Source organism: Bradyrhizobium pachyrhizi (assembly GCF_029714545.1).
GTDB classification, from domain to species: Bacteria; Pseudomonadota; Alphaproteobacteria; order Rhizobiales; family Xanthobacteraceae; genus Bradyrhizobium; species Bradyrhizobium pachyrhizi.
This window is the reverse complement of sequence record NZ_CP121667.1, coordinates 7,027,465-7,052,238: the sequence shown is the minus strand read 5'-3', so window position 1 is coordinate 7,052,238 and position 24,774 is coordinate 7,027,465. Positions and strand designations below refer to the sequence as shown.

The 24,774-nt window shown below is 60.8% G+C and carries 17 protein-coding genes and 14 pseudogenes; 17 read left to right on the top strand and 14 right to left on the bottom strand.

What is annotated here, in order from left to right:
- Positions 1–131: 131 nt before the first annotated feature.
- From QA639_RS33460 to QA639_RS42025, 3 genes and pseudogenes are all read right to left on the bottom strand, one after another.
- Positions 132–789, bottom strand: a pseudogene (locus tag QA639_RS33460) (ATP-binding protein); the annotation flags it as partial.
- A gap of 9 nt (positions 790–798) precedes the next feature.
- A pseudogene (gene istA, locus QA639_RS33455) lies at positions 799–2,319 on the bottom strand (IS21 family transposase).
- A gap of 142 nt (positions 2,320–2,461) precedes the next feature.
- Positions 2,462–2,662: a PDC sensor domain-containing protein gene (locus QA639_RS42025; RefSeq protein WP_428841093.1), complete on the bottom strand. Its 201-nt coding sequence runs from the start codon at positions 2,660–2,662 to the stop codon at positions 2,462–2,464.
- Between QA639_RS42025 and QA639_RS33450 the strand changes: the two are divergent.
- Positions 2,661–2,957 (top strand): annotated as a pseudogene (locus QA639_RS33450) (transposase); the annotation flags it as partial. The gene QA639_RS42025 and the pseudogene QA639_RS33450 sit on opposite strands and share 2 nt — an antisense overlap.
- A gap of 408 nt (positions 2,958–3,365) precedes the next feature.
- Positions 3,366–3,527 (top strand): annotated as a pseudogene (locus tag QA639_RS33445) (IS3 family transposase); the annotation flags it as partial.
- 123 nt (positions 3,528–3,650) lie between these two features.
- Here QA639_RS33445 and QA639_RS33440 read toward each other — a convergent pair.
- A complete protein-coding gene (locus QA639_RS33440; protein ID WP_283088165.1) occupies positions 3,651–5,237 on the bottom strand; it encodes a hypothetical protein in 1,587 nt (528 codons plus the stop codon).
- 419 nt (positions 5,238–5,656) lie between these two features.
- Here QA639_RS33440 and QA639_RS33435 point away from each other — a divergent pair, with 419 nt between their 5' ends.
- Positions 5,657–7,399, top strand: coding sequence for an ABC transporter ATP-binding protein (locus QA639_RS33435; protein ID WP_283088163.1), 1,743 nt, complete (start codon positions 5,657–5,659; stop codon positions 7,397–7,399).
- An 83-nt stretch (positions 7,400–7,482) separates the two neighbouring features.
- On the opposite strand, the pseudogene QA639_RS33430 reads toward QA639_RS33435, so the two are convergent.
- Positions 7,483–7,671: pseudogene (locus QA639_RS33430) on the bottom strand (IS3 family transposase); the annotation flags it as partial.
- Positions 7,672–7,743: 72 nt separating this feature from the next.
- Positions 7,744–8,184, bottom strand: a pseudogene (locus QA639_RS33425) (IS66 family transposase); the annotation flags it as partial.
- A 79-nt stretch (positions 8,185–8,263) separates the two neighbouring features.
- On the opposite strand from QA639_RS33425, the pseudogene tnpA reads away from it, so the two are divergent.
- From tnpA to QA639_RS33400, 6 genes and pseudogenes are all read left to right on the top strand, one after another.
- Positions 8,264–8,723, top strand: a pseudogene (gene tnpA / locus QA639_RS33420) (IS66-like element accessory protein TnpA).
- Positions 8,716–9,069, top strand: a complete 354-nt coding sequence (gene tnpB / locus QA639_RS33415; protein WP_283088162.1) for an IS66 family insertion sequence element accessory protein TnpB — start codon at positions 8,716–8,718, stop codon at positions 9,067–9,069. Before tnpA ends, tnpB (QA639_RS33415) begins: the two are co-directional and overlap by 8 nt.
- A gap of 52 nt (positions 9,070–9,121) precedes the next feature.
- Positions 9,122–10,482 (top strand): annotated as a pseudogene (gene tnpC, locus QA639_RS33410) (IS66 family transposase); the annotation flags it as partial.
- Positions 10,483–11,225: 743 nt separating this feature from the next.
- Positions 11,226–11,661: pseudogene (locus QA639_RS33405) on the top strand (transposase); the annotation flags it as partial.
- A 94-nt stretch (positions 11,662–11,755) separates the two neighbouring features.
- Positions 11,756–11,977 carry a transposase gene (locus tag QA639_RS42020; RefSeq protein ID WP_428841091.1) on the top strand — a complete coding sequence of 74 codons (222 nt, stop codon included), beginning with the start codon at positions 11,756–11,758 and terminating at the stop codon, positions 11,975–11,977.
- Positions 11,978–12,322: 345 nt separating this feature from the next.
- Positions 12,323–12,775: a hypothetical protein gene (locus QA639_RS33400; RefSeq protein ID WP_283088161.1), complete on the top strand. Its 453-nt coding sequence runs from the start codon at positions 12,323–12,325 to the stop codon at positions 12,773–12,775.
- Here the strand turns inward: QA639_RS33400 and QA639_RS33395 are convergent.
- Positions 12,703–13,062, bottom strand: a pseudogene (locus QA639_RS33395) (IS66 family transposase); the annotation flags it as partial. The gene QA639_RS33400 and the pseudogene QA639_RS33395 sit on opposite strands and share 73 nt — an antisense overlap.
- Positions 13,063–13,271: 209 nt before the next feature.
- Between QA639_RS33395 and QA639_RS42015 the strand changes: the two are divergent.
- The 7 genes and pseudogenes from QA639_RS42015 to QA639_RS33360 form a co-directional block, all read left to right on the top strand.
- Positions 13,272–13,535, top strand: a complete 264-nt coding sequence (locus QA639_RS42015; protein WP_428841090.1) for a transposase — start codon at positions 13,272–13,274, stop codon at positions 13,533–13,535.
- 203 nt (positions 13,536–13,738) lie between these two features.
- Entirely contained in the window at positions 13,739–14,257 is a 519-nt protein-coding gene (locus tag QA639_RS33385) for a hypothetical protein (RefSeq protein ID WP_283088160.1), read from the top strand.
- A 26-nt stretch (positions 14,258–14,283) separates the two neighbouring features.
- Positions 14,284–14,982 (top strand): tyrosine-type recombinase/integrase, encoded by a 699-nt coding sequence (locus QA639_RS33380; protein WP_283088159.1) that lies wholly within the window; start codon positions 14,284–14,286, stop codon positions 14,980–14,982.
- The gene (locus tag QA639_RS33375; RefSeq protein ID WP_283088157.1) at positions 14,976–15,890 is read left to right on the top strand and encodes a tyrosine-type recombinase/integrase; all 915 of its coding nucleotides are present in this window, start codon (positions 14,976–14,978) and stop codon (positions 15,888–15,890) included. The genes QA639_RS33380 and QA639_RS33375 overlap by 7 nt, the downstream gene beginning before the upstream one ends.
- The gene (locus QA639_RS33370; protein ID WP_283088156.1) at positions 15,887–16,900 is read left to right on the top strand and encodes a tyrosine-type recombinase/integrase; all 1,014 of its coding nucleotides are present in this window, start codon (positions 15,887–15,889) and stop codon (positions 16,898–16,900) included. Before QA639_RS33375 ends, QA639_RS33370 begins: the two co-directional genes overlap by 4 nt.
- Before the next feature lie 111 nt (positions 16,901–17,011).
- Entirely contained in the window at positions 17,012–17,290 is a 279-nt protein-coding gene (gene tnpB, locus QA639_RS33365) for an IS66 family insertion sequence element accessory protein TnpB (protein WP_283088155.1), read from the top strand.
- 74 nt (positions 17,291–17,364) lie between these two features.
- Positions 17,365–17,688 (top strand): annotated as a pseudogene (locus QA639_RS33360) (transposase domain-containing protein); the annotation flags it as partial.
- A gap of 53 nt (positions 17,689–17,741) precedes the next feature.
- Here QA639_RS33360 and tnpC (QA639_RS33355) read toward each other — a convergent pair.
- The 4 genes and pseudogenes from tnpC (QA639_RS33355) to QA639_RS33340 all read right to left on the bottom strand — a co-directional run.
- A pseudogene (gene tnpC, locus QA639_RS33355) lies at positions 17,742–18,485 on the bottom strand (IS66 family transposase); the annotation flags it as partial.
- Positions 18,461–18,961 (bottom strand): IS66 family transposase, encoded by a 501-nt coding sequence (locus QA639_RS33350; protein ID WP_283088154.1) that lies wholly within the window; start codon positions 18,959–18,961, stop codon positions 18,461–18,463. The pseudogene tnpC (QA639_RS33355) and the gene QA639_RS33350, both read right to left, overlap by 25 nt.
- A 54-nt stretch (positions 18,962–19,015) precedes the next feature.
- The gene (gene tnpB / locus QA639_RS33345; RefSeq protein WP_283088153.1) at positions 19,016–19,366 is read right to left on the bottom strand and encodes an IS66 family insertion sequence element accessory protein TnpB; all 351 of its coding nucleotides are present in this window, start codon (positions 19,364–19,366) and stop codon (positions 19,016–19,018) included.
- Positions 19,363–19,548: a hypothetical protein gene (locus QA639_RS33340; protein WP_157348979.1), complete on the bottom strand. Its 186-nt coding sequence runs from the start codon at positions 19,546–19,548 to the stop codon at positions 19,363–19,365. Before QA639_RS33340 ends, tnpB (QA639_RS33345) begins: the two co-directional genes overlap by 4 nt.
- Positions 19,549–19,568: 20 nt before the next feature.
- Here QA639_RS33340 and QA639_RS33335 point away from each other — a divergent pair.
- Positions 19,569–19,745: pseudogene (locus QA639_RS33335) on the top strand (transposase); the annotation flags it as partial.
- On the opposite strand, the pseudogene QA639_RS33330 reads toward QA639_RS33335, so the two are convergent.
- From QA639_RS33330 to QA639_RS33320, 3 genes and pseudogenes are all read right to left on the bottom strand, one after another.
- A pseudogene (locus QA639_RS33330) lies at positions 19,743–20,273 on the bottom strand (transposase family protein); the annotation flags it as partial. The pseudogenes QA639_RS33335 and QA639_RS33330 sit on opposite strands and share 3 nt — an antisense overlap.
- A gap of 62 nt (positions 20,274–20,335) precedes the next feature.
- Complete coding sequence (locus QA639_RS33325; RefSeq protein WP_283088151.1) at positions 20,336–22,282, bottom strand: glycosyltransferase; 1,947 nt, start codon at positions 22,280–22,282, stop codon at positions 20,336–20,338.
- Positions 22,279–23,643, bottom strand: coding sequence for an HlyD family secretion protein (locus QA639_RS33320; RefSeq protein WP_283088150.1), 1,365 nt, complete (start codon positions 23,641–23,643; stop codon positions 22,279–22,281). Before QA639_RS33320 ends, QA639_RS33325 begins: the two co-directional genes overlap by 4 nt.
- Between the last annotated feature and the right edge of the window lie 1,131 nt (positions 23,644–24,774).

The window sequence follows — 24,774 nt, the reverse complement described above, 5'->3', positions numbered from 1 at the left end:
AACCAGATGAACTCATCGTGCCTGGAGCACGCATTTATGATTTGGTTCCGGTCCGCGAACTCCCATACGGGCCCGCAGCTATATCGCTGCATCAGAGGCCGGACAGATGGCAGCATCCGACTACGTGCCGATCTTCTCAAAAACCGCTTGCATCTTGCGGGGCGTCCACAGATGAGCTCATGCCATTCGGCAATTGGAAGCTGGCTGGTGACGAGTGTTGACCGACGGCCGTAGCGGTCTTCGAGGATTTCGAGCAGATAATGACGGGCATTGGCGTCGATGGCTTGGAGGCCCCAGTCATCCAAAATGAGGAGCTCGACGGCGGCGATGCTCTTCATCCGCGAGGCGAGTCGGCCATCGCCCCGGGCAAGGTCCAGTTCTTCGATCAACCGCGGCAACCGGGTGTAAAGCACAGAGTGGTTGTCCCGACAGGCCTTGTGGCCGAGCGCACAGCCTAGCCAGCTTTTCCCGACGCCGGTTGGCCCGACGATGGCGCAATTCTCATGGTTCCTGATCCAGTCTCCCTTGAGCAGCATGTCGAACGAGCCCACGGGGAGCGCGGTAGTCGATGTCCTCGGGCACGGCATGATGACGCAGCTTTGCCTTGCGAAGACGAAGCGCCAGGCGCCGGTTGTTACGCCAAGTCGCTTCATGGTCCAGCAACAGCGCCAGCCATTCGGCATGAGCGAGACCCTGGGCATCCTCGTTGTCGGTGAGGCTCGTGAAGGCCTCGGCCATGCCGGTAAGGCCGAGCCGGGTAAGCAGGTGGAGTGTGGGGTGTGTCAGCATTTTCTCTCCTTAGTGGTAATAGTTCGAGCCTCTGATGTTGGTGTGTAGGATCGGCTCGCGCTCAGGCGACGCAGGCGTTGGGACGCGATCGAGCCCCTTCTCGAGGATCGATTTGATGCTCGGGTAGTTGCGAGCCTGGATCTCAAGCGCGCGCAACGCGGCCGCCTCGAGGCGCTCGGCGCCAAGCGCTTCTCAAGCCGGATGATGCCCAGGCAAGAACGATAGCCCTGTTCGGGATGCGGCCGATCCTCGATGATCCGGTCGACCACCTGGCGCAGCGTCGGGCCGATCCGGCTTGCCTCGCTGCGGATCTTTGCCGGCGTCCACTCGCCATAGCGCCGGTGGCTGGAAGGCCTGTGGGCGCTGATCGTCGTGTGCCGCCCGTTGCCACTGCCGCGCATGTGCGCGGCGATACGCTCGCCCCCCAGGAAGATTTCAACGGTTCGCGCGCAGATCCGCGCTTCTACCTCCCGACGGGCGAAGCGATAGGGCACCGAGTAGTAGTGTCGTTCGATCTCGACGTGATAGTCGAGGCCGACCCGGCATCGGCGCCATTCGGCATGGACCCACGGCTCGCCGGGAAGCGGTTTAAGATTCGGCGCATCAATTTCCTCGAACAGCTGGCGCCGTGTGCGGCCATATTGACGCAGCACCCGTCCGTCATTGAGCTTGGCCAGCCACTCGGCGATCGCGCCGTTGAGTTCGGCCAGGCTGTAAAAGGTTCGGTTGCGCAGCCGCCCCAGCAGCCAGCGCTCGACGATTCCGACGCAGGCCTCAACCTTCGCCTTATCTCTCGGGCGACGTGGCCGTGCCGGCAAAATCGCCGTGCCGTAATGCTGCGCCATATCGCTGTAGCTGCGGTTGACCATAGGGTCATAGAGGCAGGCCTTGATCACCGCGACCTTGGCGTTGTCGGGCACCAGCAGTTGCGTCGCGCCGCCAAAAAAGCTGTAGGCCGCGTTGTGTCCCGCGATCCAGTCGCCGAGCTGCTCGGTCCACGTCGCCAGAGCGAACGACAAGCTGGACGCGCCCATGACCGCCACGAAGATGTGCGCGTCGCGCACCTCGCCAGTCTTACGGTCAACACCGGCACCGTGTCGCCGGCATAGTCGACAAACAATTTCTCGCCCCGCCGTGGTGCTGGCGCATCAGCAGCGGCAGCCGGCCTTCCCAGTTGCGGAACAAGTCACAGAAACGGCTATACCGGTACCCGTCCGGATGGTCCGCAATGTACTCGTCCCACAACACCTGCAAAGTCACGTGCTTGCGCTTGAGCTCGCGGGCAACAGCGGACCAGTCAGGCTCGACCACCTTGCGGCGACCCGGCTTCACGCCAGGCACCCCGTACAGCAGTTGCTCCAGCTCCGCGTCGCTTGTCGCTTCCGGGACTGGCCATGCCAGACCCGCGCGCGCAAACCGCTTCAGCGTGTCACGTACCGTCGTCGGCCCGACGCCGACCCGCTCGCCAACCACGCGCGTCGAGAGCCCAGCCTCAAGGCTCAACCTCACAATCTCGCGCACCTGGCGCATGACAACCCTCCTCGTCGGCATCCAATTCTCCCAGCTGTTTCCAGCCGGAGAAATGGCCCAACGATCAGGCCTCACACCATCCGAAACTGCGCGCGATCAAATCGGAATGCTGCGCGGAGAATGCTCGGAATGCTGCGCGCGATCATTTCGGAACCCTGCGCACCATCAAGTCGGTACGCTGCGCACCATCATCTCGGAATCCGCAGACTTCGTCCGTCGCACTGCCAATGCTTACCACAAGTGGGTAGTCTCTAACTTTACGGAATGCGAATATGCGCTCAATGCCATCGATAGCGCTTCGGCCTGAATAATATCCGCTTTGTTCTGCCTTGATCCGCTCCATAGGGCTCACACCCAGAGATCATTCGACGGCCGGCAAGGTCAGGCTTGGGGTCATTACACGTGCCGGCGACGAAATGTTGAGGAGCACATTGGTGGTCGGCGCGACCGCTCTTCTTCAGCATGTAAGAGCAGGTCGAAGCAAACATGCCTCCCGATGGCTTACCGACCTGCTGCAACGAAAAAGCCTCAAACTTGTCGCCGTGGCGCTTGCCAATAAGATCGCCCGCGTTGCCTGGAAGCTCATGGTGAGCGGTGAAACGTATCGGCAAATGGAGGAACAGCCAAAGGCTATATAGAGGATTGGCGACCACGGTGAGAACAGAAACTACCGTGTTGCGCTGATGCTGTGAACTTGCATGAGAAGAGCAGATGGTGCGATCGATCGATCCACAACTCGTGACACTCCGTCATTCCCAGTGGCCCTCCGAGGTCGCTGCCTTGTTAGGAACACGCGTTGCGGAACCCATCTTGGCCAGCGGTCATGCGCGACCGCATGCAAAGGCCGGACATATGGTGGCAAGCGATCCGTCAAATCACTGAACAATATCTTGCAAGGAGGGAGCCGTCCACATATGGGAATGGAAGCTCCTGCACCAAGCCAACCCCACCGATCAGCAAGCCGCCTGACCCTCACGCATCGCCATCATACAGCTCGCCGAGCCTCGCGCGCACGCGTCAATCAGGCGGTCCTCGTCGTATGCGTACGCTTGATGGCCGACCACGGCATTCTCTTCAGCATGAGCCGTTCCGGCAACGTCTGGGACAACGTGGCGATGGAGAGCTTCTTCTCGTCGCTCAAGACCGAACGGACCGGCAGCAAGATCTACCGAACCAGAGACGAGGCACGCGCCGATGTGTTCGACTAATGCGTGCCGGACCATTGGACGTTTTTTGCATGTGCGGGTCATCGAGCCCTCCTGGACTGCCGAGCACCCTTTTTTGAGGCACCCGTCAAGGTTGACCAGCTACTCTCCGCGGCCAACGAGCAATCAACAGAGTTGTCGAACGAAACGTTCCGCCCATAAAAAGCGAGCCAAGGTGCTTGTTGCGGAAAATTCGTGTGTTGTTATCACCCTGTTCAAGAGCGCCATGACAGCCTCTTGCGAAACCAAGCCGACGTCAGCCAAGGCGCAAGACGCAAGCTGTGATGAAATTATGTCCGCACGAGCCGCAATCGCCTTTGGCAGTACAAGCGCGAAAGTCTCCTTTGCGTATCCGTGTGGAAATACGTCAGAGCCCAAGCGCTCACTCAAATAAGAACGAAGGAGTTCCTTGCCCGAGCGAAGTGCAAACGGAAGCTTCGCTCCAAAATTGATCAATCTCGGATCGCCGAATGGGCGGACGGGCCAAAGACCTCGCGTCGCGAGTGGGCGAGCATGACAAAGACTTGCGAGCAGAGTTGTGGATAGAGTGGCGCTGAGGGGGGCGCTAAAAAGGAAGGATGAACGAGCGGCGTCGAGCCCGCGTTTCGTCAACAGGTCTTCTGCAACCCCAAGCGCGATATCCAGATGCGGTGAAGAGGGAGATCTGGGTTCCCCCTCGTCGCTGCTGAAGAGAGCGCAAAGCTCGTCTCCTCCTATGCCGGACCAGATTATTTCGCAGCCATCACCGCGAAACCGATCCCAGAGTGACCCGAACGCCTCAAGGTAATACTCTGAATTGAGTGGCAGGCGTCCTTTCAGGTCAAGATCTAGATCAATCGCCGGCATGTGGGCGCACATTTCAACTTTGTGATCACGGCAGTTCAGTGCGCTCAAAATGCACGCTCGGCGGTCAATCTGCTTGGGGCTACTCCCGTCGCCCAATAGTATCCCGCCACATGCTAGCGATGCTACGCTCTCGCCAACAGCAATTGCGACGGAAGCGGAGTCCATTCCTCCGCTCAGCTCCACAGCGCTTGCGCAGAAGGTCGTCGGCCGCGAACGAACAACCGCCTGAAGAGTATCCGAAAACTCAAGGACATGATCGCTCTCCTCTCGTCCGGAGAGCTCAGGGGCTGATGAAGTTGTCGCGCCGTAGTCAAATGACGTTTCCGATCTGTCGACGTACAAGGTGGAGCCAGCAGTCAGCAGGTTAACGCCAACGCAGGCCTGTCGCGCAGAGTAGAACGTTCTCATCGACAGGTGATGCGCGATAATCTCTGCATCAATCGCTCGCGATTCATCAAAAAACTCGACAAAATCCCAGGAGAGCGTAACCGTGCGAGTGCGCTCCTCCACGTGGAAGTAAATTGGGAGGCTGCCAATATGGCCTGCTCGTACACGCAACCGAGGACCCCGGCGAGCGGCCTCGATCACGATAAAATCGAGCGGCCAGTGCATGCATTTCTGGTAGTGCTGACGAAATTGATCTGTAGACGCATGGTCTATTACGACCGAATGAACGCCAGCCCCGTCCGCCGCTCCTTGACGCTCACGTATGACGAAGAACCATTGCTCAGTGCTCTTCACTAACGAGCTCTCAAGACTCTTATGTTGGAATGGCCAGATGCAGCTTTCACCAAACTCTATCGAACAGCCTTTGACAACAGGATCGAAGTTTTCCAGGTCGGCTATTTTTAGAGTGGCCTTGAGCATTTGTGCCTCGACTTAAACGTTACCGCCTCTCGTGTGAGAGGCGGTAACAGAGCGAAGAATGATCTTAAAGGTAACCTTCGTTAGCGCTGTCGCTAGGGAAGGGGCCCTTCGGATACGAAGTAGTGGGAGGTGGCAGCACCGGTAAGGGGAGGTCAGTTGTATCGGACCGCGATGGCCGCTTAGACGTGTCTGCAGTTGCGCTCTTCATGTCGTGTTCCTATTGATAGCGTGATCGGGCTTCTCGTCGTGTGGCGCGGCAGCGTATCGAGCCACTCTATAGCGTCTCTCATGTGGGAAGCCGGGCGACAACCTACCAAGATTGGCGGGGTTGGATGACGGTGCTGGACAGAATTGGGTTGGAGTTTAGTAACGGTAAACGGCAGCAAATTCCGCAGAGCCGCATCTTTACGTGAGATCTTATGGAATCCAGATCGCAAGGCCATGTCGGCTCTCTCAGTGCAAGCAAAGCCCCATTCCCTGGATCCGCCGCAGATCAGGTCGACGACAGCACATTGTCGCCGGTTTCGGCAATTCTGCATGCGTACTGGCGATCCGATCGGCGCTTGCTTCTCATCGTTGCCACAGTGGTGCTGATCTCCAGCGCGAGCAGCGTCGCAGCCCCCTATGTATTTTCGGGTCTCATTGATCGCCTCCCGCGGGGGGAAGGCATGTCGGCGTTTGCCTGGGGATTCGCCGGCTATGCGGTCCTGCTCGGCATAGCCTCCGCATTGCAGCGCATGCTGCAGTATCTTTCCTTCATGACAGCCGAGAACCTGGGCTTCATCGCTGCAACTCGCTTTTTCGATCGCATCCTGATAAAAACCTCAGCCTTTTTTCTTGAGCACAATCCCGTGGAGATACAGAGTGCGGCCGCGCGCGGGTGCAGCGCGTTGACGACGTTGGTCCAGCTTGGAATTATGATATTCATCCCGGCTGCAGCGCAGCTTCTGCTTACGCTCGCTATTCTCGGTGTGCTCGTCAATATCCAGATCGCTGCAATCGTCGTCGCTTATGGGGCTGTCGCGATTACATTGGGGTGGAGTTCCACGCGTCGGGCGCGCGTGTTTCTGGACCGGGCCATCGAAGCCGGACAGGAGAATGCGCGTTTCGTCGGCAACGTCATGAACTCCATGGACACGTTGCGCCATTTCGGCAGTCATTCCTGGATGAGCCAGCGCTTTACGATGAAGGCGCGGGAAGTGCGCGATAACTGGCGAACCTACGTGTTTCAACGATTGGCCTACATAGCCGTGCTCGGCTTAGCCATCGCGCTACAATTTGCTGTCACACTTCTCCTTCTAATACCTGAATACCGGGCCGGCGCGGTCACGATCGGCGATATTGTGCTATTCAACACACTTCTACTCCAACTCAATATGCCCTTCGAGATGGTCGCGCGCGCGATTTCTGACGCGGCGCGGTCGCGAGCCGACCTCATTCCTCTCGCCAGACTGTGGGTCGCACCAGAAGAGCGGCGAACATCTCATGCTCATGATTTCACGCCCTCCGCTGGCCAGCTATCCTTCGAGGGCATTGGTTATGCCTACGACAACGGTCGTGGCGTTACGAATGTCTCGTTTATGGCTAGGCGCGGCGCCATTACCTTCCTTGTCGGCGAAACCGGATCGGGGAAGTCGACAATATTCAAGCTCGTCCTGAAATCGATTGAGCCAGACTGCGGCCGTATTCTGGTCGATGGAACCGATATAGCAACCATCGATCACACGGATTGGTATGCCGCAGTTGCTGTTGTGCCGCAGGACGTGATGTTGCTCAATGAGTCGCTAGCCGACAACATTCTGCTAGGACGGCCCCGCGACGAGGTGCGCCTTCGCGGTGCATCGGAAAAAGCCGCTATTCTCCCCATTATCGAGGCTCTGCCGGAAGGATTTGAAACAACCGTTGGAGAACGCGGTTTGAAGCTTTCAGGCGGGGAGCGCCAGCGTATTGCTATTGCCCGCGCGCTCTATGGCGAGCCGGCGATCCTTCTTCTCGACGAGGCCAGCTCCGCGCTTGACGAACGAACCGAGCGGGACATTTTGGACCATATTCGCAGCCTAGCGGAAGATGTGACCGTGCTGGCAATCACTCATCGCAAAGGGGTCATTTCTACAACCGACGTCGTGGTCGAGCTGACCGACTGCGGCTTATCCTTGACATAGGCGAAGGGGATGATCAGCCCGGCGCGTTGATTGTCTGCACTGCAGGCGCATTGCTGGACGAGATGTGACCTTGCCCCCAGATTTTATCCAGTTCTGAGTTCGCTCAAGCCATTGGATTTGCCCAGTTGAGCGGTGGTAGCGACGGGAGCTGGCGCGGAGCCATCGGCATAGCGCAGCGCCAGATCCCGGCGCGGGTGGCAGGTGAAGGCGAACTCGGAGGGTGTCTTCCATCCGAGCTGTGAGTGCGGTCGTGCGTAGTTAGAATGTAAGCGCGAGTTTCGCGGCACGCGAGGCCGGCGGTGTTGACGGCTCGCCTTCGGTATCGAAGACGGTGCCTGGCGATTTCAGGACGTGGCGGCTTTTGCGAAGTTGAAAGGCATCAGGTCGTCGATATCTGCATCGACCGCGCGCTGAGGCAACTCGGTGAGCACGTGGCGCAGCCATGTTAACGGCTCGACGCGTGAGGCGCGGCAGGTCAGCATCAGACTGTAGACAACGGCACCGGCCCTGGCTCCGTCGACGGTGTCGCTGAACAGCCAGCACTTTCGGCCAGTTGCAAAAACCCTGATGTCGCGCTCCAGAAGATTATCGTCGATCGGCATCCTGCCATCTTCGGTGTAACGCGTCAGATAGTCCCATTGCTTCCGGGTGTAGGACACGGCGTCGCCGAGCTTGCTGTCAGGCAAGACCTTCGGGGCCATGTCATCGAGCCATCCCTTGAGGGCGTTCAGGACGGGAATGCTGTGTTGCTGGCGGAAGCGGCGAATGCAGTCGGCCTGTGTTTCGTAAGCGCGAATTTCTCCGCACCTTTTGCTTTTGAGTGCCCTGATGCATGAGGTGTCCACCAAAATAGATGGACACCTGATGAGCGACGACGATCAGAAACTGCGGGTCAGGCTTGTCGGCCGGAACGGTCGCCGGCGCTACGAGGCGGGATCGAAAGAGCGTCTTGTCGCGGCCTGCCTTGAGCCTGGGGTTTCGGTATCGAGGCTTGCACTCGAACATGGGGTCAACGCGAACCTCCTTCGGAAGTGGATCAAGAAGCACAGCGCGACCAGGTCACTGCCGCCGTCCTCAACGCCCGGCGTTCATCCCGGTTCAGCTTGAGGGGAAGTCCGAGCGGGACCTGTCGCGAAAAGACAGCGTGGCGAGGGTTGATTTGCCGGCTTACGATGAAGTGCGTGGTTCGGAACCCAAAGGGACTCCAGCTCTTTGTTCTCCGGCCAAAGTGAGCGTGTCGCTGCCGAACGGCGTGAAGCTCGCGCTGGAATGCGGCGATGTGGATGCATTGACGGCGATCATCGGAGCGCTGGGCGATGTTTAGACTGGGCGATGACCTGCAGGTCTATCTGCACCGTGAGCCGATCGACTTCCGGGCTGGCATCAACAGCCTTGCGGTCCTGGTCCAGGAGACGATGGCGCTCGATCCATTCACTCCGGCGGTTTTTGCGTTCTGCAATCGCCGTTGCGACCGGATGAAGCTTCTGTTCTTCGATCGGTCCGGCTTTGTACTGGTCCTGAAGCGGCTGACCGAAGACAGGTTCCGATGGCCGCGCCGCCAGGAGGCGATCGTCACGCTGACGACGGAGCAATTGCACTGGATCCTTGACGGCATCGATATCGATGCGATGGTCCGCCATCCGGTGCGGCAATATCAGGTTGGCGGCTGAGCTCTCAAGTTGAGCGGTTGACGCGTCGGTACGGTTCAGATTCAAGAATCCGATGAATCGAACCGGCGATCCGAGTGTTGAAGTGCTGTTGGCACGCATTGCTGCGCTACAGGCGGAGAACCATCAACTCGCCGACCGCGTCGCCAAGTCGAGGAAGAACTGGCGCTGGCACGCCTGCATCGTTTTGCGCCGCGCAGCGAAAAGCATGTTGATCGTCTCTTCAATGAAGCCGAGCAGGCCTCCGATGAGGAGGACGCCGGCAGTGAAACGAACAATATCGCCGAACTTCCGGACACGGGCTTGCCACCCGTCGAAAACACAATGGGAAAGAAGCGCGGCCGCAGGCCGCTGCCGGGGAACCTACCTCGTGAGCGCGTCGAGTATGACCTGTCCGACGATCAGAAGGCGTGTCCTTGCTGCCGTGGCCAGATGCATCGCATGGGCGAGGCTGTCACCGAGCAACTTCATATCGAGGTGAAGGCGAAGGTTTTACAGAATGTGCGCTTCAAATATGCGTGCCGCCATTGCGATCGCACCGGGATCCACGCCCCTGTCGTGACCGCGCCGATGCCGACGCAACCGTTGCCGGGCAGCGTTGCTACGCCCTCGACGCTGGCGTTCGCGCTGGTTCACAAATATGTCGATGGCACACCGCTCTACCGCCTGGCGCAGGCATTCGAGCGCGCCGGCGTTCCTGTCAGCCGAGGCGCTCTGGGCCACTGGGTGATCGGCTCGAGCGAAAAACATCTCTCCCGCATCTATGACGCGCTGAAGCTGCGGCTCAGATCGCAGCCCCTCATCCATGGTGACGAGACCACGGTCTAGGTGCTGAAGGAAATGGACAGAGAGGCCGCCAGCACGTCATATATGTGGGCTTACCGGAGCGGCGAGGACAGTGACGAGCCGATCGTGCTGCTCGATTATCAGCCGGGCCGCGGCCAGATACACCCGCAGGCCTTCCTCGCCGATTACCGCGGGATATTGATGAGCGATGGCTACACCGCCTGGCGCACGCTGGCGAGGGCAACCCATCTTGGATGCATCGCCCATTCCAGGCGGCGCTTCGTCGATGCACTCAAAGCGAGAAAGAAGGGTGGCGGGCCGCCGGAACAGGCGCTCCGGTTCTTCGAACAGCTCTACCGGGTTGAAAGGCAGGCGCGGGACGGAATACCGGAGAGGGGTGAAACACAGGCCGACTGCATTCGCCGCTTCCGCCAGCAACATAGTGTCCCCATCCTCAATGCTCTCAAGGTATGGCTCGATGACATGGCCCCGAAGGTCTTGCCTGACAGCAAGCTCGGCGACGCCCTGTCCTACACACTGAACCAGTGGGATTATCTGACGCGCTACACCGGGGACGGCAGCATGCCGATCGACGGCAAGAACGAATACGGGCTGAGCTTTCGAATATTCATCTGATCGACGGTTCCACCGAAGCCGTGATCGGCGATTTCCACTGGAATGGCGGAGCATTAGCGCCGATCATCCCGGCTTCTTAGGGTTTGAGTGCATTTATTCTATTGAGAACGAGGTCGGGGAATATGTTGAGATCGTTCGACAGCCGATAATCGGGTGGCGTTGCATCTCAAATTCGGCTCCTTCGCCAATAACCGCGAGTGGCGACGACTACCAAGCTTGGTAGTAGCTTCCGGCAGCCGTGAAAGACTAACCTCGCGAGCGTTCAGCAGAGCCATGTTATATCGATGTCGAAACCTTTAACCATGCTCTCAGCATTACCCATGCTCTCAGCAGTCGAAATTGCGAGTGCTAAAAAGCGCGTCAACTATCAACACGCAAGCGTTGAACATGAACACGACGACTGTGTGAGGATTGCCTATCAATGGTTGGACGCACAAATACTAACCAAGAGGATGTTGGGTCGATCATACCCTTTAGACAAGATCATAGAGGTCTGGGGCGGTAGGCACATTGCTTCGTACGATGTAGCAGTTGCCGCTGAATTGCACTCAAGAATCCGAGGCAAGTACCCTCACTTCAATATCAGCGCTCGCCTAACCTTCCCCTCCGGTCGTCGGCTTGCCAACATTGCGGAGGCGAGAACGCAAGACCACCATCTTACGACGCAACACATTGTCGAAACATACGGTCGGATCGAGGAACCGTAGGACGTACGCATGTCGGCCGGAGGCGGACAAATGAGGCGCGCAAGGTTCACGGAAGAGCAGATTATCGCGATGTTGAAGGAGCATGAGGCTGGGGCGACGACAGCTGATTTGGCTAGCAAACACGGAGTCTGCGAGGGGACGATCTACAATTGGAAGGCCAAGTTCGACGGCATGGAGTTTCTTGAAGCGAGGCGGCTGAAGGAACTCGAGAAGGAGAACGCGAAGCTGAAGAAGCTACTGGGCGAGCTGCTCGATGCCATTACAATGCGCTAGCTTCTGCAAATATGGTAGGGGCCGCCGCCAAGTGCGCCGCTGTGGCGCACCTGAAGGCCTTGATTGGCCTGTCGGAGCGACGGGTCTGCATGATCGTCGACGCGAATCGAAAAATGATCTGCTATCTCACCGCCCTGTGGATACGGAGCCTCGGGCCCGGGCGCGCGACCTTGCCCACGAGCGGCGTCGGTTCGTAACGCCTAAACCGAAACGTTAATCGCCGTTCAACGGTTAATGTGTAAGCGGTCATTTTCCCCCACCTTGTTGTAGGCGAACTGGCCTGCAATATGCTTTCCGTTATGAAGAGAGCGGATCGCAGCATGATTGCGGATGTTGTTGACGCATTGCGGGCTCGGGTTCGGCGCCGTCGTTGGTGCGACGATGTCAAGGCAGAGATCGTGGCGAAGTCCTACGCGCCAGGCGCGGTGATGTTGGAGGTCGCTCGTCGGCACAGATCTCGCCGCAGCAACTTTCGGCCTGGCGCAGGGCGGCCCGCGACGGCTTATTGAAGCTGCCGGAGGGCACCGTGCCGGTGGCGACGAGGCCCTCAGGTTCGACTGCGATCCAGGATCGGAGTTCGTCAAGCGGCGAGGCTTCTACCGCGCTCGGCGGCCCAGGCCCAAGGCATGAGTTCGTCCAGACGGGAGACGGCCAGAGATTGACCGTGAGCGTCACGGGAAGCTCACCGTGCCGGGGCTTGACTCGCGCGGAATGCTCCGGATAGCGCGGTCGGGATGATTGACGCCGCGGGCACGCGGTGATGGGGTGATCCCGGTTCGGAGCGGGCAACGGGGATCAGAATGACCAGCGAGTCTCAGCTGCGCGAGAAGCTTCGGAAGATCGAGGCGTAGTTCGTGGGTGCGGGAACTGCTGGTGAGCGCCTTGCGGCGGAAGCCGCGCTGCGGCGGGTGCGGGCCCGGGTCGAGGAGCTCGCTCGCCACGATCCACCGATCGAACAGCAATTCTCACTTCCCGACCAATGGTCGCGGCACCTGTTCTTGGCGCTTTGCCGTCGCTGCGGGCTGCGGCCGTTTCGTTATCACCGCCAGCGACGCAACACGGTGATGATCCGCGCGTCACGAGGCTTCGTCGACAAAGTGCTGCTGCCAGAGTTCACCGAGCTGGAGAGGGCGCTGCAAGTCTATCTGCACGAGTTGACGCTGCGCGTCGCGAGGAGATCTATGACGACACCAGCGATGCGCAGGACGTTCCAGATGCCCTGCCGTCGAACTGATCAGGCGGGGAGCTTTGCCGGTGAACTGTCGCGCTCGGCCTTCCAATTCCACGGCAGCAGCATGTGCAGCTGATTGATCTTGGTACGTCCAGAGATGATGCGTTCGAGAACATCGGTCAGATAGTGCCGCGGGTCGATGTCTTGCAGCTTTGCCGAGTTGATGAGCGAGGCGAGAATGGCCCATGTCTCGGCGCCGCCTTCACTTCCGGCGAACAAGTAGTTCTTCTTTCCCAGGCCTATCGGCTTGATGCTGCGCTCAACCGTATTGCTGTTTATTTCAATGCGTCCGTCGTCGATGAAGCGCGTCAGGCCGTCCCAATGGTTGAGGGTGTAGCGGATGGCTTTGCCCAGACCGGACTTCTTCGTAAGCGGAAAAGAGACCCCGTCTGGCGCAAGGGGTGAGCAATCGGCTATCGGCTGCTGAGTTTGTGAGCCGATGTGAGCTTCTATGTCTGCGCCTAGTTCTGGAACTAGAACCTTCCATATGATCGAAGCGGTCGCCGACCGTCTTGAGGGAGCGCCCGCGGCAGCTTCGTCGACGCTGGTCGGACGAGTTCAAGGCGCAAATTGTGACGGAGGCGCTGGAGCCTGGCGCGAGCGTATCGGCGATCGCTCGTCGGATCGGCATTCACCCGTCGCAGCTGTTCGCGTGGCGCCGTGACGCTCGGGCGGAACGACATTATCGCGAGCGGCACTCGAGTTGCGGGGGTGAGATGGCGTCTGTGTCAGGCGCGGTGATCGAAATTGCCATTGGCGAGGTGATCGTGCGCGCCGGCGTGGACGTCGACGAGGCGCAGCTACAGCGGGTGATCCGGGCGGTACGTTCGGCATGATCCCCTCCGGCGTGAAGGTGTTCCTGGCCAGCCATCCCGTCGACTTCCGCAATTATGTGGAGCACATGATTATGCAGAGTTGGCTGTAAGCTGATCGCAGTTTTTCCTTGCTATCAACAGTTTACACCGAAGCCGGAGGGTTCTGACTCAGCATAATTCGAGGTTTCCCTCGCTGTCTTAATGGCAACGAGAGGATGCCGCCGATGGCCAAGCCAAAGCAAAGTCGCTGCATTTGTCAGCGCAGCATGGATGCGGGCGAACTCGCCCCGCTGGTAACGGAGTTTGTGGCCGATCTACGGGCGCAGGGACATTCCTGCCTGACAGTGGGCGGCTACGAGGCTTCTGCTCGTCACTTCGCCTGCTGGCTCGTGAAGGCAGAACTCGCTATCGGCAATATTGATGAGGGTGTCCTGCATCGTTTCGCGCGACATCGTTGCCGTTGTCCCGGCATTCGACGACTAAACCGCGTGTCAGCAAAGTATGTGAGGCGGGCGCGCAGGTTTGTCGAGTTCTTGGCAAAGCGCGGGATTGTGCAGCGTGCAGCGCACGTCGCGCCACCGGCTCCCAATCGACAGGTATGCGAGTTCCAGGAGTGGCTGCGACGGCATCGCGGCATCTCGGACCGGACGATCAACCGGCACGGTCGCATGGTCATGCGGATGCTGCCGGCGCTTGGAAGCATGCAAAAGGACGATACAACGCTGATCTCATCCGCGCGGTGATTGTCGCGGAGACGAAGCGAGCCTCAATGGCCTACGTCAAGACGATGGCCATGGCGTTGAGAGGTTACCTGCGTTTTCTCAGTGCGTGCGGCCTCTGCCGAGCAGGGCTCGACCACGCCGTGCCGATCATTCCGCAGTGGCGTTTGTCGGCGCTACCGCGCTACATCGATTCCACCGATGTAGATCGCCTGATCGCGACGTGCGATTCGGCCACGCCGTCCAGCCTTCGGGATCGGGCCATTCTGCTCCTTTTAGCGCGCCTGGGCTTGCGAGCCGGCGATATCGTCATGCTTTGCCTCGAAGATATCGATTGGCAACAGGCAACGCTCTCGGTGTGTGGCAAGGGTCGTCGCGAGACAAGGCTTCCGTTACCCCAGGATGCGGGCGACGCCGTGCTCGACTATTTGGATCGTGGCCGATCTCGAGCTGTCTGCGACCGACTGTTTCTGACGTCGAAAGCACCATTCCAGCCGCTCAGCGGATCAACCGTTTCCAGTGTTGTCCGACGAGCGCTCGACAGGGCCGGCATCGCCGCGCCCTCGAAGGGCACCAATCTGCTCCGGCACTCGGCGGCGACTGCCATGCTGCGGGGCGGCGCGACGCTCGACATGGTCGGAACTGTGCTCCGACATCGGTCGCCCGATATGACCGCGCACTACGCCAAGGTCGACATTCTCATGCTGCAGCAGATCGCGCAGCCGTGGCCGGGAGAAGCGCGATGTTGAGCCAAGATCTTGTCAGATACGTAGACCTGCAGCGCTCACTGGGATTCAAGTTCCGCATCCAGCATATCTTGCTCAGGGGCTTCGTCGCCTTCGCCGAGGAGCACGGCGACGGGCACGTCAAGAACGCCCGCGCGCTCGCTTGGGCTGCCCGCGCCCCGTCACCGGAACAGCGCCGCAACCGCCTGCTCACCGTGCGGCGGTTTGCTCTGGCCATGCACGCGGAAGATGGACGTCACGAAGTTCCTGCACCGGATGCGCTCGGGAACGCCGTCGTCAGACGACGATCACCTTACATCTACACGCCGAACGAGATCGATGAGTTGATCCGGGCTGCGGCCGCTCTCCGACCTGCTGGGTCGATGCGGCCGCTCACCTATGTGACCTTGCTTGGCCTGCTCGCTGCAACCGGCATGCGTATCTCGGAAGCATTGGCGCTACAGCTCGATGACGTCACGGTTGACGGCCTTCTGATCCGGCAGACGAAGTTCCAGAAGAACCGGCTGTTGCCGCTGCATGCAACGACGGAGCGGGCGCTCGACAGATATCTGGCGGCTCGCGCGAAGCTTGGGTGTAGGAACCTCGCGCTCTTCGTGTCCGGCCCCGGCGGGCAGCTCCCTTACAACACCGTGAAGGGCGTCTTCCTTCAGTTGCTCACGTCAGCGGGCCTGGAAGGCGTGTCCTCCCCGAGGAAGCCGCGCATCCACGACCTGCGCCACACCTTCGCCGTCCGCTCGCTAGAACAGTGCCAGCATGATCGCGACGCGGTCGCCCGCCATATCGTGGCGCTCAGCACCTACCTTGGCCACGCGCATGTGACCGACACCTACTGGTATCTGCAGGCGACACCAATCCTGATGAAGCAAATCGCCAGAGATGGCGAGGCCTTGCTCGTTGGAGGTGACGCATGACCACGCTCGCCCCGCACTTGACCAGTTTCCTGCGCGAGCACCTGCCAAGGGAGCGCAATGCCAGCCCCCACACATGTGAGGCCTATGCGCACAGCTTCCAGCTCCTCGTATGCTTCGCTGCAGACAGGCTGAAGGTTCGACCATCGCAGCTTGAGATCGAGCGGCTCGATGCTCCGCTCATCCTGTCGTTCCTCGAGCATCTGGAGCGCAAGCGCGGCAACTCGGCGCGGACGCGCAACGCCCGGCTAGCTGCGATCAACGCGTTCTTCCGGTTCCTGGAGTACAGGCTGCCATCATGCCTCGATCAGGCGCGCCGGATTCATGCCATTCCGATGAAGAAGGCCGACCAAGCACTCGTCAGCTATCTCACCCGCGACGAGCTGCAGGCTCTGCTCGATGCCCCAGATCCGCGCACCGCTTCCGGCGTGCGGGATCGAGCCATGCTGCACCTTGCCTTCGCCGCGGGCCTGCGCGTGTCAGAGCTGGTCAGCCTTCGCATCGATCAGATCGACCGTCATAGCCTGTCCAGCGTGCACATCATCGGGAAGGGCCGTCGCGAGCGTGTCCTGCCGCTCTGGAAGGAGACCGCTATCGTCTTGAAGGCTTGGCTCAAGGTACGCCCTGAGAGCAGCGATCCGGCATTGTTTGTAAACGCCAAGGCACAAGCAATGACCCGCTCCGGCTTCGAGTATCTCCTCGCCAAGCACGTCGCCACCGCAGCACGGAGAGAGCCGTCCATCGCCGGCAAGCGGGTGACGCCGCACGTTCTGCGTCACACCTGTGCGATGCATACGCTGCGGGCGACCCGTGACGTTCGAAAGGTCTCACTTTGGCTCGGACACGCGAGCCTGCAAAGCACGGAGGTCTACCTGCGAGCCGATCCGACCGAGAAACTGGAAGCGCTGGCCGCGATGGCGCCGCCCATGCTGAAACCCGGCCGCTTCCGTGCCTCGGACAAACTCTTGGCGATGCTCAGGACGGTCGGCCGCCCGTCCAATTATGCGGAGTGAACGCGCCCAGAGAACCGCGGCGGGCGGCCTCCACCCGCCGCGGACTCCACATAATCATGTGCTCTACATAATTGCGGTTATGTGCTGCAGCACATAACCGCAAGGGTATCGATGGGCTTGTTGCTGGTGCGCGATGCGGGCTCAGATCCGTTCGACGGTGCGCTTTATGTGTTCCGGGCCAAAAGAGCCGACAGAATCAAGATCGTATGGTGGGATGGCTCCGGCGTGTGCCTCTATTTAAAACGTCTCGAGAAGGCGAGGTTCTGCTGGCCGCGGATCGGACATCATCGGGTACAGATGAACCCCGCGCAGTTGATGGCACTGGTGGATGGGATGGACTGGAAGCGGGTCCGGACCGTGGCGGTCAAGCGGCCGGAGATTGTTGGGTAAAAGCACTGCGGCGAAGTGAATCAGCGGCCTGAAAGGGCAAGAGAAACGGAGCAAAATGTGCTCTGGTCGGGTCAATGACGCCGCCTGATCTTAGTCTCCCGAATGACGTAGAGACGCTGAAGGCCATGGTTCTTGCCATGGCCGAGAAAGCGGCCCGCGCCGATGCTCTGGAGAGCGAGGTCGCCGATCTCAAGGCCCGCAGCGCCGATGCCGATGCGCGCATCGAGCGGCTGACGCAGATCCTGAAGGCCTTCGACCGCGCCCGGTTCGGCCGACGATCGGAAAAGCTCGGCTCGGCGAACGGCGACGATGAACAGCAGGCCTTCGTCTTCGAGGAGATCGAGACCGGCATCGCTGCGATCAAGGCCCAGGTCGGCAAGGGCCGTGCGCAGGCGGATGACTTCTTCGAGACTTCCAGCAGCCGCGCCTCAAGCCAGGGTTTGAAGTCCTCGATCAACGGCCTGGTGTCACTTTGCCGCATAGCAGCCCTATGCGCCGCCGGCAGACCGCGGATGCGATCCTCGATGGCGTAAAACATCGCGATCCGTTGCAGCGCTTCCGCGGCAATCGGCGACTTGGTCGCGACGTGAACGTCCCAGAACTTCCGCCGCGCATGCGCGAAGCAGAACGCCAGCTGCACCAGATGGCCGCCGTTCTTGATCAGGCCCTTGTAGGCGGGATAGCCGTCGACCTGCAGGATGCCGTGGTAGTCCCCGAACAGCTGCTTGGCGCGGATCGCCTTGCGATCCTCGGCAAACATGTAGACCACCGCCGGCGGCGCCGGGCCACCCCACGGACGGTCATCGGTGGCGATCGCCCAGAACTGGCAGACTTTGGTCCGGCCACGGCCGGGATCGAGAACCGGCAGCGGCGTCTCGTCGGCAAACAGCCGCGGGTAGGACATCACTGTGTCGCGCAACAGCGTGTGAAGCGGCTTCAGCCACCAGGCGGCGCGCCCCATCCACGAGGCCAGCGTCTGCCGGTTGAGCGTGATGCCTTGCGCAGCGAACATCTGTTCCTGCCGATACAGCGGCAACTGGTAGCCGTATTTCATCACCGCGATGTGGGCCAGCAAGGCTTCCGTCACCATCCCGCCGTCGATCGCCTGGGCCGGCGCGGGCGCCTGCATCACACCCTGGCGGCATCCCCGGCAGCCGTACCGCGGACGCACTATGCGCTTGACCCGGTACTGCATCGAATGACGTCGAAGGCTTCCTTGACGGTCTCCCCGATTTTGTGCAGCCGCTCGCCGCAACAAGGGCAGATGTGGCTCTCGATATCGATCACGACGTCGATGCGCGGCAACTGCTCCGGAAGCTTCCCCCGGTTGCGTCGCGCCGGTCGCTTTCCACGGCCCTCCGCTCCGTCAGGCAGCCCGTCTCCGGTAACGTCGTCGTTGGCGGCGGCACCATCCGCCTTCGCCGTGATGGCGAAGAGAGGCAGTTGTCTGGGATCCAGTGTCTCAGAGCGGGGACCGAAGATCGTGCGCTTGTGCTGGGACAGGATTATCTGGAGCTTGTCGTTCTCCTGGACGGCAGCCTCGCGTTGGGCAATCGCCGCATCACGCTCGGCCGCCAGCGTGCCGCATTCCGCCGACAACGCCGCAAGCTGTGACGACAGCGCCATCACGGCTTGTCGGAGCAATGCTGGATCAGAAGGCAAATCACTCATGCAAAGTGATTCTACAACAACTCCGCATGAGTGACGAACTACTCTTGATACGGATCAACCAGCTCGTGCTGGCTGATCCACAACCCGCATCGGCACACGCTTCCAGTCTGAGCCATCGAGCAGCACCGAGAGCTGAGCATGAGATAGCGGAATGACGCCTTCCTTGATCGGCGGCCAGGTGAACTGCCCCTCGATTCTCTTGTAGTAAAGGACAAGGCCGCTTCCGTCCCAGGTCAGGATCTTTACGCGATCTCGGCGCTTGGAGCGGAAGATGTAAAGTCCGCCGTCGAACGGATCGGCTCCAAACGCCTCGCTCACCAGCATCGCCAGCGAGTCCATCCCGCGACGGAAATCGACCGGCTGCGTCGCGATCCAGATCGACAACCCGGGTCGCAGCCCGATCATCGGCCAACCGTCCCGACTGCCGCCAGCACCTCGCACAGCGCCCGCCGGTCGACCGTTCCCCTGACACGGATGCGAACCGCGCCGACCTCGATCTCGATTGCCGCCTGCTCCTCGCGCGTGTTCGCCGTCAGCACTCTTGAGACAGATTGAAGGGTTTTCCGGAAGGAGGATTTCTGGTTCATCGTAGCCACCAGGAGCGAAGATGAAGCAGAAATCCGGGCCGCGTAAGCCGGCGGCTGAACAAGTGTTGAAGGACATCCGGCGCCAGACCCGTCGGCATTACTCTGCGGAAGAGAAGATCCGTATTGTGCTGGAGGGGCTGCGGGGCGAGGAGAACATCTCCGAGCTCTGCCGCCGCGAAGGCATCGCCGCCTCGCTCCCTTGATACGGCGGTGGTAGCCCTTTCGTGCAGTTCAACGTAAGCGAACTTGGAGGTTCGGTCGATCGCCACGAACATGTGGAGCTTACCCTGTTCGGTCCGCACCTCGGCGATATCGATGTGGAAGAAGCCGATCGGGTAGCTCTTGAACTTCTTCTTTGCCGGTCTGTCGCCTTCGACGTCCGGCAGTCGGCCGATACCGTGGCGCTGCAGACAGCGGTGCAGTGATGAGCGTGTCAGTTGCGGGATGGTCGGCTGCAGTGCATAAAGGCAGTCATCAAGCGGCAATAGCGTGTAGCGCCGGAAGGCGACGATAACCGCCTCCTCTTCGACGGACAGTACCGTTGATTTTGCCCGCTTGGGGCCGGTTGGGAGGTCGGCGACCGAGGTCCGCTTCTTCCACTTGGCGACGGTCTTCTGGTTGATGCCGTAGCGCTTTGCCAGCGTTCTCAGGCTCGCTTGACTATGCTGTATCGCTCGACGGATCGCCTCTGTCGTCGTGGCGCTCCCATGAAGAACCTGGCCCATAGTGCATCCTTTGATTCGGCAGACAAGAATGCCCCATCAAAACCCGGGATCAAACATCCTAGCTAGCCGAACAGCCGCATCAGCAGGGCCTTGCCGACCGGCGCCGCGCGCACGCCGTGGAAGGCGCGGACATATTCGCCGGCATAGAATGCGCGCACGACATTGACCCGCGTCGCCACCGCGTCCTCGAAGCGGACGCCGAAGCCGTCGCGAGTGCGCCGGACCACGGTCGCGGCGACGTTCTGTCCGTAGACATTGCATTTGATCAAGGAACCGATGGCGGGCGGGACGGGATCGATGAAGCGCGCGCCCGAGATCGAGATGTCGGCCATCCGGATCAAGCGCATCTCGCTGTCCTGATGGATCAGGATCGGCTCGTCGCGTTCGAAGCGCTCGGCCTTGCGGCGCCGCGGCTGCTCGATGCAGATGAAGCACACGATCGCGAGCACGATGCAATTGTACAGGCTCCAGGCCAGCGCCAGCCCGCCATAGGCTATGCTGTCGCCGCGCAGATGCAGGATGAAGGCATAGGCGATCGCCAGCAGCGTGATCAGCAGGGCGGCGCCATAGAGCCGCAGCAGCGGCCATTCGATGAAGCGGCTGTTGCGGTCGCCGCCCTTGGCCGTCACCTTGAATTTGTGGCCCTGCGGCCTGGCGAGGCCGGTCACGACCGCCTTCAACACCGCGGGCGCCGCGATGTATTGCGACACGTCGGTCATGATCGCAAGCGAGCGGCCGCGCGAGATCCAGGCCATCGTGAAGGCGTGCCAGACATAGAACGGCAAAAAATATTTCAGCAGCTCGAACAGGTCGGCATGGACCGCCTTGATCCCGAACAGCAGATAAAGCCACGGCACGACCAGGCCGAACACCTTGGTGCCGTAGACCGCCGCCCAGCTCATGAAGGCGTCGACCAGCGACAGCCGGTCCATGAAGGCAAGCTTCGATCGCCGCGAGAACGGACCGCTGCGGCCCCGGAAGATCTGCATGAAGCCGAGACACCAGCGCCCGCGCTGCGTGATGTATTCCTTCAGTCCCTCCGGCGCGAGACCGATGGTCAGGCGCTCGTTCAGATAGACCGTGCGCAGCCCTTTCTCCTTCAGACGCAGTGTGACGAGGTAATCCTCCGTCACCGAGTCGGTCGGGAAGCCGCCGATCTGCATCAGGCCGGAGAAACGGATCAGCGATGAGGTGCCGCAGCAGAATGCGGTATCCCAGGCATCCTTGGCCGGCATGAAAATGTCGAAGAAGAAGCGCTGTTCGTCGGGCCACACATCGGTCGCCGCGAGATTGGTCTGGATCGGATCCGGGTTGATGAAGTGCTGCGGCGTCTGCACGACGCCGACGCTGCCGTCCTGCATCAGGCTCATCGCCCGGGTCAGGAAGTCCGGCATCGGGACGAAATCCGCATCGAGGATCGAGATGAACTCCGGCCGCTCCGGTAGCCCAGAAACGTGCTGGAGCGCATGATTGATGTTGCCGGCCTTGGCGTGGCGGTTGTCCGGACGGGTCAGATAATTGCAGCCGAGCTCCTGGGCGAGCCGGCGCAGCCAGAGCCTGCGCCCATCGTCGAGCACCCAGACGCGATAATTGGGATAGTTGAGCCCGGTCGCGCCGATGATGGTGCGCTCCAGGATCGCCTTCTCCTCGTTGTAGGTGCAGATGAAGACGTCGACGAGCGGCGCGTTTGCGGGCAACCTCGATCGGCGCAGGATCGCATTGACCTCAGGCGAACGGTCGATCGTGCGGCTGAGGAACAGCAGCGACAGGCACACCGCGATCATCGAGGCCGCTTCGGCCAGCATGAAGGGATAGCCGACCAACGCATCTGCGGTGAGGCCCGGAGGCGGTAGGGTGTGGGTCACCCGCCACGCGAAATAGTGGACCAAGAGGACGAACGACATGCCCGTCATCATGACGCGGGCCAGGGTCTGCTCGCGATGGAGCAAGGGCAGGATTGCAAGACAGGCGCCGAAGGCGACCAGCCCGGGCGCAAATGCCGCCATCATGACTTTGCCGCGTCCGCGTTGAACACCACGCGTCCGGTGCGGCCGACCGCGCAATCCTTGCCCGTGGTGTCGAGCGCCGGCATCGAGACCGTCACGCGATACGGCTCCTTGTTCAACGCATCCGGATTGATCGCAAGGTTCGCGGGCGCGCCCGACGCGCCGGTGAGATTGACGATCTCGCCCTGGAGCGCGGCGCTGCCGTCGTTCGGCTCGAAGCTCGCCTGCTCGCCGAGTTTCAGACCGTTGTAGACGCTCTCGGTGACGTTCGCGGTGACCACCGCGCCGCTGCAATCGAGCAGCTTGAGCAAGGGTTGCCCGGCCCTGACGTCCTCGCCGGGCGACGTCATCATCTCCCAGATGCGCCCTCCGACCGGCGCCTTGATGTCGGCTTCCGCCCGGTTGACGTAGTGCAGCTGCTCGGCGGCGATCTCGTGGGTCAGCCAGCCGATCTCGGCATCGGCATGCGCCAGATCGGCGCGCAGATCGCTGACGCGCTGGCGCATCTCCTCCTCGCGTTGCACGGAGCTCGGCCGGTCATTGTAGCTGTCGCCGAGATAGGTGCCGTTCCTTGCGGCGGTGAGCTCGACCTTGGCGGCGTCGAGACGCCGTCGAGCGCCGATTTCGGTCTGCTGGGAGATCGCCTGCTCGCGCGTCAGGCGGGCCATTTCGACCGTCGACACGCTGCCCGATTTGATCAGCGACGACGCCCGCTCGACGGCGGCCACGGCCTCCTCCCGCCTTGCGGCGGCGGCCTCGATCGCGGTCTGGATTTCGGCGATCCGGGCCTCGAGCTGGAGGATGCGGCCGTCACGGAACTGGCCGGCCTGGCGGGCAAGATCCTGTTGCGCCGTCTCGGCGGCCGAAAGCTTGGCCGCCAGACTCGGACGCTCATTTTCCAGCCGGGACATCTGCCGCCGCAGATCATCGAGCCGGGCGCGATCGCCGCGTGCGTTGACGACGTGAAGGATCGCATCGCCCTCGCGAACCACGCTGAGCTGCGTGGATTTTTGCGGCTTCGCGCTCACGGTGCCGTCGATCGGCGAGCGCAAGGTCACAATCCTGGCATTGACCACGGCCTCCACGCTCGAGGTCTGCAACACGGCCTTGAGCGGCAGCCATCCGAAAACGGCGACGATGGCAAGGCCAATGCCGACCTTGAGCAGGCGGCGAACCATCCGGCCCGAGCCTGCGGGCGCTTCGGGATGGGGGGCGCTATCATTGACAGGCTCGCTGACCGGCTCGTCGTCCGCCGGCTGCAAGCGGTCCTGCAAATCGCGCTGCAGCCCTCGTGCGCCCGATTCCTCGTCCTTGCTAATGGACGTATGATCTTCGGGAAAGGGCTTCTGCTGTTCGTGATTCATGATGACCGGACCCTGAACTGTCAGTGCGCGCGGAGTTCAGAAACCGTAATCCTGAACGGCCAATGTGCTTTTGGGGTGCCCCTTCGACATGGCGCACCGTCCCACCGAACGGGGCGTTATAAGACGGCCCATTGATGGCCACTGACGCTATCTTGGGTGGCTGAGAGTTGCACACAACCTCGACGTTTTCAACAGTCATTTTCTACTTATGGTGTGACTAAACCGCGCGCTCGTAAAGCGGCTGCAAGACTCGACGCTGACGGAAGACACTGTGAATCGGCGTGGGATCTGGACGCCGATCAGTGTCCCACGTGCTTGATTGACTTCGCGCGTGTCAACACCTGGGGCGGACACGCCGCGTCAGGAGGCTCCGGACATGGGCCACGCTGCTGGCCGCGGGCCCGATAGAGCTGGACCGGCGATCATCCGGGACGGATCGAGTAATTCCTCCTTGCCGCAAGCCAATCTCACTGGTTGCATTAGCGAACCTACAAGGTTTGGCAGGCGGCCAACTCAACAAGCTTACGTAACCTAACGGCCCCGGTCGCGCAGTGCGGGACATTCCCAGACGAAGGAGATCGCAGATGGCCTAAAAGAAACTCGTCAATCAAAGCGGGCTGACGCTTACGATTTTGCTCATTACGCGTGTTGACACGGAGCCGAACCAGTAACGGACCGATTGTGGCGGCGGCACTACCGGCGGGCGGTAGGCAGACGGTTGAGTACGGTAATATGCAGACTGCTTCCTCAACGGGATCGTGATTTCCTTGTCTTTCGATGGGCGTTTTCGAGCGCCTCGCAGACCGTGACAACTCGCGGCAGGAGCCGGAATAATCTGCTGAACGACAAGGCCGACCCTGTCGGTGTCGCGCGCCATGGAAAACTGCCCCCTCAGTTCCGGATGGCGTTTGACACTGTCGGTGCCGCCGCCTGCTCGACGGGGTGCCCCAGATGGACAGAAAGCTCAAGCTCACGCCTCCGTCGCTCCCGCGCAGCGGTGATCGCGGGCGCAGAATTGTTGAATGGCCGTTCGGCCGCGACGCATCCTGGTTCCTTCATCTGGGTAGTACACAAGGACCGAAGGTGCTCTGGGACAAAGTATCCCGCGAGACGGCCGAGAGTCCATGAAAC

Coding starts and splice junctions, on each gene's coding strand:
- QA639_RS42025 (WP_428841093.1), bottom strand. CDS start 2,662: ATGGAGCGGATCAAGGCAGAACAAAGCGGATATTATTCAGGCCGAAGC.
- QA639_RS33440 (WP_283088165.1), bottom strand. CDS start 5,237: ATGCTCAAGGCCACTCTAAAAATAGCCGACCTGGAAAACTTCGATCCT.
- QA639_RS33435 (WP_283088163.1), top strand. CDS start 5,657: ATGGAATCCAGATCGCAAGGCCATGTCGGCTCTCTCAGTGCAAGCAAA.
- tnpB (WP_283088162.1), top strand. CDS start 8,716: ATGTTTAGACTGGGCGATGACCTGCAGGTCTATCTGCACCGTGAGCCG.
- QA639_RS42020 (WP_428841091.1), top strand. CDS start 11,756: ATGCTTTCCGTTATGAAGAGAGCGGATCGCAGCATGATTGCGGATGTT.
- QA639_RS33385 (WP_283088160.1), top strand. CDS start 13,739: ATGGCCAAGCCAAAGCAAAGTCGCTGCATTTGTCAGCGCAGCATGGAT.
- QA639_RS33380 (WP_283088159.1), top strand. CDS start 14,284: ATGGCCTACGTCAAGACGATGGCCATGGCGTTGAGAGGTTACCTGCGT.
- QA639_RS33375 (WP_283088157.1), top strand. CDS start 14,976: ATGTTGAGCCAAGATCTTGTCAGATACGTAGACCTGCAGCGCTCACTG.
- QA639_RS33370 (WP_283088156.1), top strand. CDS start 15,887: ATGACCACGCTCGCCCCGCACTTGACCAGTTTCCTGCGCGAGCACCTG.
- tnpB (WP_283088155.1), top strand. CDS start 17,012: ATGGGCTTGTTGCTGGTGCGCGATGCGGGCTCAGATCCGTTCGACGGT.
- QA639_RS33350 (WP_283088154.1), bottom strand. CDS start 18,961: ATGAGTGATTTGCCTTCTGATCCAGCATTGCTCCGACAAGCCGTGATG.
- tnpB (WP_283088153.1), bottom strand. CDS start 19,366: ATGATCGGGCTGCGACCCGGGTTGTCGATCTGGATCGCGACGCAGCCG.
- QA639_RS33340 (WP_157348979.1), bottom strand. CDS start 19,548: ATGAACCAGAAATCCTCCTTCCGGAAAACCCTTCAATCTGTCTCAAGA.
- QA639_RS33325 (WP_283088151.1), bottom strand. CDS start 22,282: ATGATGGCGGCATTTGCGCCCGGGCTGGTCGCCTTCGGCGCCTGTCTT.
- QA639_RS33320 (WP_283088150.1), bottom strand. CDS start 23,643: ATGAATCACGAACAGCAGAAGCCCTTTCCCGAAGATCATACGTCCATT.